The sequence below is a fragment of the Providencia sp. PROV024 genome (assembly GCF_032709665.1).
GTDB classification, from domain to species: domain Bacteria; phylum Pseudomonadota; class Gammaproteobacteria; order Enterobacterales; family Enterobacteriaceae; genus Providencia; species Providencia huashanensis.
In genome coordinates, this window is sequence record NZ_CP120545.1 from 1236181 (window position 1) to 1248829 (window position 12649).

A 12649-nucleotide genomic window follows, 5' to 3' on the forward strand; every position below is an offset into this window, starting at 1 on the left:
TGTTAATCCAGTTGCGGAGAAATAAACTATGAAACTACAATTTTCGATTTATCGTTATAATCCAGATGTGGACAACGCCCCACGCATGCAAGATTACACCCTCGAAGTGCCAGAAGGGCGTGACATGATGCTGTTGGATGCGTTGATCCAAATTAAAGAACAGGACCCAACACTGTCATTCCGTCGTTCTTGTCGTGAAGGTGTCTGTGGTTCTGATGGTGTCAATATGAACGGTAAAAACGGGCTGGCGTGTATCACACCATTGTCCGCTTTAATCCGTGGTGGGAAAAAAATTGTTATCCGTCCGTTACCAGGTTTGCCTGTTGTGCGCGACCTGATTATCGACATGACTCAGTTTTATACCCAATACGAGAAAATCCGCCCATATCTTATTAATGATAATAAGAACCCACCTGCTCGTGAGAATTTACAAACTCCTGCACAACGTGAAAAACTTGATGGTTTATACGAGTGTATCTTATGTGCTTGTTGTTCGACTTCTTGCCCATCTTTCTGGTGGAATCCAGATAAGTTTATTGGGCCTGCGGGCTTGCTGGCAGCATACCGCTTCCTGATCGATAGCCGCGATACTGAAACGGATTCAAGATTAGATGATCTGAACGACGCTTTTAGTGTTTTCCGCTGTCATAGCATCATGAATTGTGTCAATGTATGCCCTAAAGGGCTAAATCCAACAAAAGCTATCGGTCATATTAAATCTATGTTGCTAAAACATACTGCCTGATAGTGAATATTTAACCCGTAGTGCTTAAGTGCTACGGGTTAAAATGGGAATAGCACAAAATAAATACATAACTTAAAAATAGGGCGTAAAGTAAAGTAGGGTTTTTAATTTAAATAGCGCTTAAGGTCACAAAAGCGCGAAAACGAAATACCCACAACGAGCATCAGAAAGTAACATTGTCATATATAAAATGTAGCACTTAATAAAACGTTGTCATAACAAAAGCGCAAAAAAGTGAAAGCAAAGAAAGTAACAGTAAAAAGTAGAAAAAATAGCCAACTGCAAAAAAAGATGAAGACGACAGCCCAAGCATAGGGGCCTTTAAAAACCGTAGCCAGTTTTTAAAGGTTCCTTAAAAGGGAAACCCTTACTGATAAAGGGCCTCCCAAAGAGAGAACATGCATAAAGCACGTCCAAGAGAACCTTTATCGAGGCCGCTTAAATGCGGTAATTAGTTAACCACGGCGAAAACTAAAGCTTTTAAAGCTTAAGGGATCACAATGCAGAACGGCGTAATGAAGGACTGGCTGGATTCAAGCTTTCTGGCAGGCGCGAACCAGACATATATAGAACAGCTTTATGAAGATTATCTGACTGACCCTAACTCTGTAGATGCCGAGTGGAAAGCCATTTTTGAGCAACTTCCTGGTGCTACTTTAGGTACTAGTGGTGAACAATTCCACTCCCAAGCGCGCGATTACTTCCGCCGCTTAGCAAAAGACTCTACGCGTTATCACACTTCTGTTAGCGATCCAGCTATCGATGCAAAACAAGTCAAAGTTTTGCAGTTAATAAATGCATTCCGCTTCCGCGGGCACCAGAATGCGAATCTTGACCCGTTAGGGCTTTGGAAACGCGAATCTGTTCCAGATTTAGACCCAGCATTCCATAATCTGACGAAAGAAGATTTCGACGAAACCTTTAACGTGGGTTCATTTGCTATTGGCAAAGAAACCATGAAACTCAGTGAGCTATATGAGCACTTGAAACGCATTTATTGCGGTTCGATTGGTGCTGAATATATGCATATCACAAATACTGAAGAAAAACGTTGGATTCAACAACGTCTTGAGTCAGTTGATGTTGCAAAAGTTTTCTCTAAAGAAGAAAAATTACGTTTCTTAGCGGAACTCACCGCCGCTGAAGGCCTTGAGCGCTATATCGGGGCTAAATTCCCAGGGGCTAAACGTTTCTCATTGGAAGGCGGTGATGCCCTGATCCCAATGCTGAAAGATTTAATTCACCACGCAGGCAAACAGGATACTCGTGAAGTTGTTCTGGGGATGGCTCACCGTGGTCGTTTAAACGTTCTTGTGAATATCCTAGGTAAAAAACCTGGTGAATTATTCGATGAATTCGCGGGTAAACATAAAGACCATTCAAGTGCGGGTGACGTTAAATATCACCAAGGTTTCTCGTCTGACTTTGAAACCGCCGGTTCTCGTGTTCACTTAGCGTTAGCATTTAACCCATCTCACCTTGAAATTGTTAGCCCTGTGGTAATTGGTTCAGTGCGTGCTCGTCGTGATCGCTTGGACGAAGGTCGCAGCAACATGGTGTTACCAATCACTATTCATGGTGACTCCGCAGTTACCGGTCAGGGTGTTGTTCAAGAAACACTGAACATGTCTCAGGCTCGTGGTTATGAAGTTGGCGGTACTGTACGTATCGTTATTAACAACCAAATTGGTTTTACTACTTCAAATCCGAAAGATACCCGTTCAACTGAATACTGTACTGATATCGTGAAAATGGTGCAGGCGCCTATTTTCCACGTGAATGCTGATGATCCTGAAGCCGTTTCATTTGTGACTCGCTTAGCGCTAGATTTCCGTAATACATTTAAACGTGATGTGATGATCGATTTAGTGTGTTATCGCCGTCATGGTCATAACGAAGCGGATGAGCCAAGTGCAACTCAGCCTGTGATGTATCAAAAAATCAAACAGCATCCAACACCACGTAAAATTTATGCGGATCGTTTAATTGCAGAGAACGTGTTGAGTGCTAATGATGTGACTGAAATGGTCAATCTGTACCGTGATGCCTTAGATGCAGGTAATTGTGTGGTTGAAGAGTACCGTGAAATGGGACTCAATTCTTATACATGGGCTCCGTATTTGAACCATGAATGGGATGAATCATACAAATCGACCGTTGATATCAAACGTTTAACTGAATTGGCAACTAAAGTTAGCACTATTCCTGAAGGTGTTGTTGCTCAGTCTCGTGTTGAGAAAATTTATGCAGATCGCGCTGAAATGGCGAAAGGCGAAAAATTACTCGACTGGGGTGCGGCTGAAACTTTAGCTTATGCAACATTGGTTGATGAAGGTGTTCCTGTTCGTTTGTCAGGTGAAGATGCGGGTCGTGGTACATTCTTCCACCGCCATGCGGTTATTCATAACCAAACTAACGGTTCTGTCTATGTTCCATTACAAAATATTCATAACGGTCAAGGCGTATTCAACGTTTGGGACTCTGTCCTAACAGAAAACGCAGTATTGGCATTTGAATATGGTTATGCGACGACTGAACCACGTGCTCTGACGATTTGGGAAGCGCAATTTGGTGACTTCGCAAACTGTGCTCAGGTTGTTATCGACCAATTCATTAGCTCTGGTGAGCAAAAATGGGGTCGTATGTGTGGCCTTGTAATGTTACTGCCACATGGATATGAAGGTCAGGGGCCAGAACACTCATCTGCACGTTTAGAGCGTTATCTCCAACTGTGTGCTGATCAAAACATGCAAGTATGTGTTCCATCAACACCAGCTCAGGTTTACCACATGTTACGTCGTCAGGCCTTACGTGGCATGCGTCGTCCTCTGATTGTGATGTCACCGAAGTCTCTGCTCCGTCACCCATTAGCAGTATCTAGTATGGATGAACTGGCGAATGGCAAATTCGAACCAGTTATCGGTGAAATCGATGAAATCAATCCGAAAAATGTGAAACGCGTCGTTCTGTGTTCAGGGAAAGTCTATTACGATCTGTTAGAACAACGTCGTAAGAATGAACAAACTGACGTTGCTATCGTGCGTATTGAGCAGTTGTATCCGTTCCCACACGATGATATCCAAAAAGCGTTGGCGCAATTTACTGATGTTAAAGACTTTGTATGGTGTCAAGAAGAGCCATTAAACCAAGGTGCTTGGTATTGCAGTCAACATAATTTCCGTGAAGCTATCCCAGCAGGGGCTACTTTACGTTATGCAGGTCGAGCTGCTTCTTCATCACCAGCAGTTGGCTATACGTCCGTTCACCAGGAACAACAAAAAGCCCTGGTTAATGACGCTTTGAACATTGAATAATTAAAGGATAGAAAATGAGTAGCGTAGAAATTCTTGTTCCCGATCTTCCTGAGTCCGTTGCAGATGCCACGGTTGCCACATGGCATAAAAAACCAGGTGATAGTGTTCAGCGTGACGAAGTCCTGGTTGAGATCGAAACAGATAAAGTGGTGTTAGAAGTGCCTGCAAGTGAAGCTGGTGTGTTAGAAGCTATCGTTGAAGAAGAAGGCGCGACGGTATTATCTAAACAACTGTTAGGTCGTATTCGTTTAGGTGATAGCTCAGGTATTCCTGCTGAAGTTAAAGATGCACAGGAAGCAACGCCAGCACAACGCCAAACTGCAAGCCTAGAGACTGAAAGTAATGACGCTCTGAGCCCAGCTATTCGTCGCTTGATTGCAGAACATAGCCTGAACCCAGCTGACATTAAAGGGACGGGTGTTGGTGGTCGTTTGACTCGTGAAGATGTTGAAAAACATTTAGCAGCAAATAAATCAGCAGCTCCAGCAGCAACAGCACCTGCTGCACCACAAGCGCCGTTAGCACACCGTAGCGAGAAACGTGTACCAATGACACGTTTACGTAAACGTATCGCAGAGCGCCTGTTAGAAGCGAAAAACACCACTGCAATGTTGACAACATTTAATGAAGTTAACATGCAACCAATTAAAGACTTACGGAAACAATATGGCGAAGCATTCGAAAAACGCCACGGTGTACGTTTAGGCTTTATGTCCTTCTATGTTAAAGCTGCGGTAGAAGCACTGAAACGCTATCCAGAAGTTAACGCTTCTATTGATGGCAGCGATGTGGTTTATCACAACTATTTTGATATCAGCATTGCCGTCTCTACGCCTCGTGGTCTGGTAACTCCAGTTCTACGTGATGTTGATGCAATGAGCATGGCAGATATCGAGAAAAAAATTAAAGAACTGGCTGTTAAAGGTCGCGATGGTAAATTAACTGTTGAAGACTTAAGTGGTGGTAACTTCACTATCACTAACGGTGGCGTATTTGGTTCTCTGATGTCTACACCTATCATTAACCCACCACAGAGCGCAATTTTAGGCATGCATGCCATTAAAGACCGCCCTATGGCTGTAAATGGTAAGGTAGAGATTCTTCCTATGATGTATTTAGCGCTGTCTTATGACCACCGTTTAATCGATGGTAGTGAGTCAGTGGGCTTCTTAGTCGCTATCAAAGATATGCTGGAAGATCCAACTCGTTTACTGCTGGACGTATAGCAACATAACAGGGTAGGAACAACCTGCCCGGTCTGAAGTAACCGATGCAACCCGCTTGCGGGTTGCTAAATCAGTAACAATTGCAGGAGGCGAATAAACGCCTCTTCAGACTCAATTATGGATAGAACATCATGAATTTACACGAGTACCAGGCAAAACAGTTGTTTGCACGTTATGGGATGCCTGCACCAACAGGTTATGCCTGTTCATCAGTCGCTGAAACCGTAGACGCTGCTAAAAAAATTGGCAATGGCCCATGGGTAATTAAATGCCAAGTACATGCAGGCGGACGTGGTAAAGCAGGTGGCGTTAAAGTCACTAGCGATATTAACGAAGTTAAAGCATTTGCAGAAAACTGGTTAGGTAAAAACTTAGTGACTTATCAAACAGACGCTAACGGCCAACCAGTAAACCAGATTCTTGTTGAAACAGCGACTGACATTGATAAAGAGTTGTATTTAGGTGCGGTTGTTGACCGTAGCACTCGTCGTGTTGTTTTCATGGCATCGACTGAAGGTGGTGTGGAAATTGAAAAAGTTGCTGAAGAAACGCCTGAATTAATTCATAAAGCAATTATCGACCCACTGACTGGCCCAATGCCTTTCCAAGGCCGTGAATTGGCATTTAAATTAGGCTTAACAGGTAAACAAGTTAGCCAATTTGCTAAAATTTTTATGGGTCTAGCAACTTTATTCCTTGAGCGTGACTTAGCTTTAGCAGAAATTAACCCTCTGGTTATCAGTACTGCGGGTGATTTAGTTTGCTTAGATGGCAAATTAGGCATCGACAGTAATGCGCTATATCGTCAGCCAGAAATCCGTGAACTACGTGATGAATCTCAAGAAGATGCGCGCGAAGCTCAAGCAGCGCAGTGGGAACTCAACTATGTTGCATTAGATGGTAACATTGGTTGTATGGTTAACGGTGCAGGCTTAGCAATGGGAACTATGGACATTGTTAAACTTCACGGTGGCGCACCTGCAAACTTCTTAGATGTTGGTGGCGGCGCAACTAAAGAGCGTGTAACTGAAGCATTTAAAATCATTCTTTCTGATGAAAACGTGAAAGCCGTTTTTGTTAACATCTTTGGTGGTATCGTTCGTTGCGACCTGATTGCAGACGGCATCATTGGTGCAGTTGAAGAAGTTGGCGTAAATGTACCAGTAGTTGTGCGTTTAGAAGGTAACAATGCTGAATTAGGTGCTAAGAAACTGGCAGACAGCGGCTTGAACATTATCGCTGCTAACAGCTTGACTGACGCAGCTAAAAAAGCAGTAGCAGCAGCGGAGGCTAAATAATGTCTATTTTAATCGATAAAAACACCAAAGTGATTTGCCAAGGTTTTACTGGTGGTCAAGGTACATTCCATTCAGAACAAGCGATTGCTTATGGTACAAAAATGGTCGGTGGTGTTACACCAGGCAAAGGTGGTACAACACACTTAGGTCTGCCGGTGTTCAATACAGTTCGCGAAGCGGTTGAAGCGACAGGTGCAACTGCGTCTGTTATCTATGTGCCAGCGCCATTTTGTAAAGACTCTATCTTAGAAGCTATCGATGCAGGCATTAAACTGATTATCACCATCACTGAAGGTATTCCAACTCTGGACATGCTGACTGTGAAAGTGAAGCTGGATGAAGCTGGCGTTCGCATGATCGGCCCTAACTGCCCAGGCGTTATCACTCCAGGTGAATGTAAGATTGGTATCCAACCTGGTCACATTCATATGCCAGGTAAAGTCGGTATCGTTTCACGTTCAGGTACGCTGACTTATGAAGCGGTAAAACAAACTACTGATGCAGGTTTAGGCCAATCAACTTGTGTTGGTATCGGTGGTGACCCAATCCCAGGTTCAAACTTTATTGATATCCTGAAAATGTTCCAAGCTGACCCACAAACTGAAGCGATTGTCATGATCGGTGAAATTGGTGGTAACGCGGAAGAAGAAGCTGCGGCTTATATTAAAGAGCATGTAACTAAACCAGTAGTTGGTTATATCGCTGGTGTAACGGCACCGAAAGGTAAACGTATGGGCCATGCTGGTGCAATCATTGCTGGCGGTAAAGGTACTGCGGATGAGAAATTTGCTGCATTAGAAGCTGCGGGCGTGAAAACCGTTCGTAGCCTTGCAGACATCGGCGATGCCGTGAAATCATTACTGAATAAGTAAATGATCCGCTAGGTAACTAGCAGCCGTAAGAGACGAAAGCCCGTGCTTATTTGAGTACGGGTTTTTTTATGGCTTTAAAAGCCGTTAGTGTAATTTCTGGAGAGAGGATAAGGATTTCTGGCAAAGAGTGTCTATACTTAAAAATATTAAAAGATACGAGTACAGGTACGGCTATCTGTGAAAATGCTCCATAGCTTTGGTGGGCTACAAAGCCCATTTTAAGCAAAAAACGAGAAAGTTGTGTCAGGTCAATTTTATAATTATTGGGGAAAGTTAATTAACCGAATATATGATTTTAGTTGAGATAAGTTCGTATATTAATAAAATTCATAATAGCTTTGAAATAAGATACTATTAGAAATTAAATATTCTTTTTTAGACTTCTTAATAAAAAGGTTATATTTTTTTGTTAATCTTTAGAAAAAATAAGAACATTTATATCAATACCAATAACAGTGCATTAACAAGTGAATAACTATTAATTGACTGGTATGCAAATCAATTAACAATAGGAAAAAAATTGACGTAAATCAATTTATTACCTCTAGCTTTATTTGTCGAAATTGCTTAAATTGGTGCACGATCAAATACTCTATTTTCTATTAAAGGGTATAATTATTGATGTAAATTCAGAATTCAAATCTGAGTCACGTAAAAGAAGTTTATTGTATGTGAAGATAGGCGTACTATTATTATAGTATTGTTCTTTCTTTTGGTTTTGTTAATTATTTGTTGTTTTGAGGCATTTTTTGCTGGTAGTTAAGAGGCTTTCTTCGAAATTTAATCTGGAAGCTGGGTTGCCGCAAGTCGGTGTCTTCCTGCTAGGAGCAAGGAGTCAAGATGTTTGATATTGTCGAACTGTCACGATTACAGTTTGCCTTAACTGCAATGTATCACTTCCTGTTCGTGCCATTAACGCTCGGTATGGCGTTTTTGCTTGCGATCATGGAAACGGTATATGTGCTGTCTGGCAAGCAAATTTATAAAGATATGACTAAGTTCTGGGGTAAGTTATTTGGTATTAACTTCGCCCTAGGTGTTGCAACGGGTCTGACCATGGAATTCCAATTCGGGACTAACTGGTCTTACTATGCTCATTACGTTGGAGATATCTTCGGTGCGCCTCTGGCAATCGAAGGTTTGATGGCGTTCTTCTTAGAATCTACTTTTGTTGGTTTATTCTTCTTTGGTTGGGATCGTTTAAGCAAAACTCAACACCTTGCTGTAACATGGTTAGTTGCTTTAGGTTCTAACTTCTCTGCTTTGTGGATTTTAGTGGCGAATGGTTGGATGCAAAACCCGATCGCAGCTGACTTCAACTTTGAAACAATGCGTATGGAAATGGTTAGCTTCTCTGAGCTAGTCTTAAACCCAGTTGCGCAAGTTAAGTTTGTCCACACAGTGGCTGCAGGTTATTGTACTGGTGCAATGTTTATCTTAGGTATCAGCTCTTACTACCTACTTAAAGGTCGTGATGTTGCTTTTGCTAAGCGTTCTTTTGCAATTGCTGCTAGTTTTGGTATTGCTGCGGTTCTATCTGTTATCGTTCTTGGTGATGAATCAGGTTACGAAATGGGTGACGTTCAGAAAACTAAACTCGCTGCGGTTGAAGCTGAGTGGGAAACCCATGCGCCTCCAGCTGCATTTAACTTAATCGCTTGGCCAGATACTGAGAAGCAAGAAAACAAGTTTGCTATCTCAATTCCTTGGGCGATGGGTATCATTGCAACTCGTTCTGTTGATACGCCAGTATTAGGTCTGAAAGATCTAATGAAACAACACGAAGTTCGTATCCGTAACGGTATGGTTGCATATGGTCAATTACAAGAACTGTTAGCTGGAAATAAAGATCCTGAATTGCGTGCTGCATTTGAAGCTAGCAAAAAAGATCTCGGTTATGGTCTTCTGTTAAAACAATACGCACCAAATGTTGTTGATGCGACAGAAGCGCAAATTCAAAAAGCAGTAAAAGACAGTATTCCTAACGTAGGGCCTCTGTTCTGGGCATTCCGTATCATGGTTGGTGTTGGCTTCCTGTTGTTATTAATTATTGGCTGGGCATTCCTGTCAGTAGTCCGTAACAAAATTGGTCAAAGCAAACTGCTGTTACGTATTGCACTGTTTGGTATTCCACTACCATGGATTGCAATTGAATCAGGTTGGTTCGTTGCAGAGTATGGTCGTCAGCCTTGGGCAATTGGTGAAGTATTACCGGTGTCGGTTGCTCATTCTAATTTAACGACCCATGACCTGATCTTCTCTATGGTATTGATCTGTGGTCTGTACACACTGTTCTTAATTGCTGAAATGTTCTTAATGTTCAAATTCGCTCGTAAAGGGCCTAGTAGCCTGAAAACTGGTCGCTACCACTTTGAACAGAAAAACACTTCTGCACACGACGTTCAGTAAATAGGAGCCACTTATGTTTGATTATGAAGTTCTTCGGTTTGTGTGGTGGATCCTTATCGGTGTATTACTGATTGGGTTTGCTGTCACGGATGGCTTTGACATGGGCGTTGGCTTCTTATTACCTATTTTAGGTAAAACAGATACCGAACGCCGTATCATGATTAATGCCGTTGCACCGCACTGGGATGGTAACCAAGTTTGGTTAATCACTGCGGGTGGTGCGATGTTTGCTGCATGGCCACAAGTCTATGCGGCATCATTCTCCGGTTTCTATATCGCGATGATTTTAGTGTTAGCTGCTTTGTTCTTCCGTCCGGTGGGTTTCGACTACCGTTCAAAACTGGAGAACCCAAAATGGCGTAACATGTGGGACTGGGGTCTGTTCATCGGTGGTTTCGTTCCACCATTAGTTATCGGTGTTGCATTTGGTAACCTATTATTAGGTGTCCCACTGCAAATTGATAACCAACAGTACTTAACCTATACAGGTAACCTGTTTGGTCTGCTGAACCCATATGGTCTGTTAGCGGGTGTGGTTGGTTTAATGATGATTGTTACCCAAGGTGCAACTTATCTGCAAATGCGTACCACTGGCGAGCTGTACCTACGTGTACGTAAAGCAACCTATATCTGTGCGTTAGTCACACTGTTAGCGTTTGCGGGTGCTGGTGTTTGGTTAGTAATGGGTATCGATGGCTATGTTATCACTTCAGCGATTGATCACCATGCGGTATCAAACCCACTGAATAAAACCGTAGAGGTTGTTTCAGGGGCTTGGTTGACTAACTTCAATACTTACCCAATCCTGTGGGCTCTGCCTGCACTGGGTTTAGCGCTGCCACTACTGACTATGCTGTTCAGTAAAGCAGACAAAAATGGTTGGGCGTTTGTGAGTTCTTCATTAACTATCGCTTGTATCATTTTAACTTGTGGTGTAGCAATGTTCCCATTCATCATGCCTTCAAGCATTATGCCAAATGCAAGCTTGACCATGTGGGATGCAACATCTAGCTTGTTCACACTGCAAGTCATGACAGTTGTCGCGGCTATCTTTGTTCCAATCGTACTGGCATACACCGCATGGTGTTACTACAAAATGTTTGGTCGTCTGGACAAAAACTTCATCGAAGGCAACAAGCATTCACTGTATTAAGGAGCATAACTATGTGGTATTTCGCCTGGATTCTCGGCACGCTGTTAGCTTGTAGTTTTGCAGTGATTGCAGCACTAGCATTAGAGCACTCTGAAGACTCTAAAGCAGCTAAAGATGGTGAGTAAATAAAATGCTGGTGGATAAAACCTATCAGCTATTGGATAAGGGGCCGTTAAGGGCCCTTATCCTTATTTTAGCTTTAGTTACAGCTGGTGCAGTGATGTGGGACCCATCTCTATTTGCTGCAAAAACCAGTTCATTCCAAATTTGGCAAGGGCTGTTATTAATTTGGGCAACTTGCAGTGCGATGATTTTTGGTGTTGGTTTCAAACCCCAAAAAGTCATTTGGCGTGCGATTTTCCATCCATTACCTGCTGCCATCATTCTTATTTGGGGACTTTTACAAGTCTTTAGATAATTCTAATTGCTAATTGTGGGTCAATGGACCCATAATTATTTTTGATATCTTTACTTTCAAAGTGATTCCAAACTGGCACTGTCTTGCGTATAGTGGCACCGTTAGTTAATTTAACCTAAGACGGAGTGGTTGTTATGTTATTTCGCTGGCCAGTTCGCGTGTACTATGAAGATACAGACGCGGGCGGCGTAGTTTATCATGCACGTTATTTAGCATTTTTTGAGCGAGCAAGAACCGAAATGTTGCGAAATAAAGGAATCAACCAACAAAGTATGCTTGCTGATAACCTTGGTTTTGTTGTGCGTAGCATGACAATTGATTTTGTAAAAGGGGCAAAGCTAGATGATCTGTTGGAGGTTGAGACGCAAATTGTTGAAATGAAACGTGCCTCATTAACTTTTCATCAAAGGTTAGTTGATTCACAAGGTAACCTGCTTTGTGGGGCTAATGCCCTAATTGCTTGTGTGGACACATCAAAAATGAAGCCGATTGCGCTTCCTAAGTCTATTGTCGCGGAGTTTAAACAGTGACTGACATGAATATCCTGGATTTATTCCTTAAAGCGAGCCTTTTGGTTCAGCTCATTATGTTCGTTTTGATCGGTTTTTCTATTGCATCATGGGCCATTATTATTCAAAGAACGAAAATTTTAAATGCTGCAACCCGTGAGGCGGAGGCATTTGAGGATAAGTTTTGGTCAGGTATTGAGCTATCGCGCTTATATAAAGAAAGCCAAGCTCGCCGTGATGAATTGAGCGGAGCTGAACAAATTTTCCACTCCGGTTTTAAAGAGTTCGTTCGTTTACATCAGGCAAATATTCACGCACCAGATGCGGTGGTTACTGGTGCATCACGCGCGATGCGTATATCAATGAATCGTGAATTAGAGTCAGTAGAAGCACATATCCCATTTTTAGGTACTGTTGGTTCGATTAGCCCATATATTGGTTTATTCGGGACAGTATGGGGAATTATGCATGCGTTTATTGCTTTGGGTGCGGTAAAACAAGCAACATTACAGATGGTTGCTCCGGGGATCGCCGAAGCACTTATCGCAACCGCGATAGGTTTGTTTGCAGCGATTCCTGCGGTTATGGCTTTCAACCGCTTGAACTTACGAGTCAATAAGTTAGAGCAAACTTACGATAACTTTATGGAAGAGTTTTTAGCCATCTTGCATCGTCAAGCATTCTCTGCTGATAAGAAATAAGTTG

At 42.5% G+C, this 12649-nt stretch carries 11 protein-coding genes; all 11 read left to right on the forward strand.

Annotated elements, in window-relative coordinates; genetic code table 11:
- Positions 1-28: 28 nt before the first annotated feature.
- The 11 genes from P3L56_RS05630 to tolQ all read left to right on the forward strand — a co-directional run bounded on the left by P3L56_RS05630 (position 29) and on the right by tolQ (position 12645).
- Positions 29-745: a succinate dehydrogenase iron-sulfur subunit gene (locus P3L56_RS05630; protein ID WP_042848294.1), complete on the forward strand. Its 717-nt coding sequence runs from the start codon at positions 29-31 to the stop codon at positions 743-745.
- A 500-nt stretch (positions 746-1245) separates the two neighbouring features.
- The gene (gene sucA, locus P3L56_RS05635) at positions 1246-4059 is read left to right on the forward strand and encodes a 2-oxoglutarate dehydrogenase E1 component (RefSeq protein WP_042848293.1); all 2814 of its coding nucleotides are present in this window, start codon (positions 1246-1248) and stop codon (positions 4057-4059) included.
- Positions 4060-4073: 14 nt separating this feature from the next.
- On the forward strand, positions 4074-5285 hold the full coding sequence (odhB, locus tag P3L56_RS05640) for a 2-oxoglutarate dehydrogenase complex dihydrolipoyllysine-residue succinyltransferase (protein ID WP_042848291.1): 1212 nt from the start codon (positions 4074-4076) through the stop codon (positions 5283-5285).
- A 131-nt stretch (positions 5286-5416) separates the two neighbouring features.
- Positions 5417-6583: an ADP-forming succinate--CoA ligase subunit beta gene (sucC, locus tag P3L56_RS05645; RefSeq protein WP_042848289.1), complete on the forward strand. Its 1167-nt coding sequence runs from the start codon at positions 5417-5419 to the stop codon at positions 6581-6583.
- Complete coding sequence (gene sucD, locus P3L56_RS05650) at positions 6583-7455, forward strand: succinate--CoA ligase subunit alpha (RefSeq protein WP_042848287.1); 873 nt, start codon at positions 6583-6585, stop codon at positions 7453-7455. The genes sucC and sucD overlap by 1 nt, the downstream gene beginning before the upstream one ends.
- Positions 7456-8295: 840 nt before the next feature.
- Positions 8296-9864: a cytochrome ubiquinol oxidase subunit I gene (gene cydA, locus P3L56_RS05655; protein ID WP_042848286.1), complete on the forward strand. Its 1569-nt coding sequence runs from the start codon at positions 8296-8298 to the stop codon at positions 9862-9864.
- 13 nt (positions 9865-9877) lie between these two features.
- The gene (cydB, locus tag P3L56_RS05660; RefSeq protein ID WP_042848285.1) at positions 9878-11017 is read left to right on the forward strand and encodes a cytochrome d ubiquinol oxidase subunit II; all 1140 of its coding nucleotides are present in this window, start codon (positions 9878-9880) and stop codon (positions 11015-11017) included.
- A gap of 11 nt (positions 11018-11028) precedes the next feature.
- On the forward strand, positions 11029-11142 hold the full coding sequence (gene cydX / locus P3L56_RS05665; RefSeq protein WP_004909083.1) for a cytochrome bd-I oxidase subunit CydX: 114 nt from the start codon (positions 11029-11031) through the stop codon (positions 11140-11142).
- Positions 11143-11147: 5 nt separating this feature from the next.
- Positions 11148-11435: a cyd operon protein YbgE gene (ybgE, locus tag P3L56_RS05670; protein WP_042848283.1), complete on the forward strand. Its 288-nt coding sequence runs from the start codon at positions 11148-11150 to the stop codon at positions 11433-11435.
- Positions 11436-11569: 134 nt separating this feature from the next.
- Positions 11570-11965: a tol-pal system-associated acyl-CoA thioesterase gene (ybgC, locus tag P3L56_RS05675; RefSeq protein ID WP_042848281.1), complete on the forward strand. Its 396-nt coding sequence runs from the start codon at positions 11570-11572 to the stop codon at positions 11963-11965.
- Complete coding sequence (tolQ, locus tag P3L56_RS05680; RefSeq protein ID WP_042848280.1) at positions 11962-12645, forward strand: Tol-Pal system protein TolQ; 684 nt, start codon at positions 11962-11964, stop codon at positions 12643-12645. The genes ybgC and tolQ overlap by 4 nt, the downstream gene beginning before the upstream one ends.
- The last annotated feature ends 4 nt before the right edge of the window (positions 12646-12649 follow it).

Bases quoted from the DNA above. Each gene is read 5' to 3' on its own strand.
- cydB (WP_042848285.1), top strand. From the start codon at position 9,878: ATGTTTGATTATGAAGTTCTTCGGTTTGTGTGGTGGATCCTTATCGGT.
- sucD (WP_042848287.1), top strand. From the start codon at position 6,583: ATGTCTATTTTAATCGATAAAAACACCAAAGTGATTTGCCAAGGTTTT.
- ybgC (WP_042848281.1), top strand. From the start codon at position 11,570: ATGTTATTTCGCTGGCCAGTTCGCGTGTACTATGAAGATACAGACGCG.
- odhB (WP_042848291.1), top strand. From the start codon at position 4,074: ATGAGTAGCGTAGAAATTCTTGTTCCCGATCTTCCTGAGTCCGTTGCA.
- cydX (WP_004909083.1), top strand. From the start codon at position 11,029: ATGTGGTATTTCGCCTGGATTCTCGGCACGCTGTTAGCTTGTAGTTTT.
- ybgE (WP_042848283.1), top strand. From the start codon at position 11,148: ATGCTGGTGGATAAAACCTATCAGCTATTGGATAAGGGGCCGTTAAGG.
- cydA (WP_042848286.1), top strand. From the start codon at position 8,296: ATGTTTGATATTGTCGAACTGTCACGATTACAGTTTGCCTTAACTGCA.
- sucC (WP_042848289.1), top strand. From the start codon at position 5,417: ATGAATTTACACGAGTACCAGGCAAAACAGTTGTTTGCACGTTATGGG.
- P3L56_RS05630 (WP_042848294.1), top strand. From the start codon at position 29: ATGAAACTACAATTTTCGATTTATCGTTATAATCCAGATGTGGACAAC.
- sucA (WP_042848293.1), top strand. From the start codon at position 1,246: ATGCAGAACGGCGTAATGAAGGACTGGCTGGATTCAAGCTTTCTGGCA.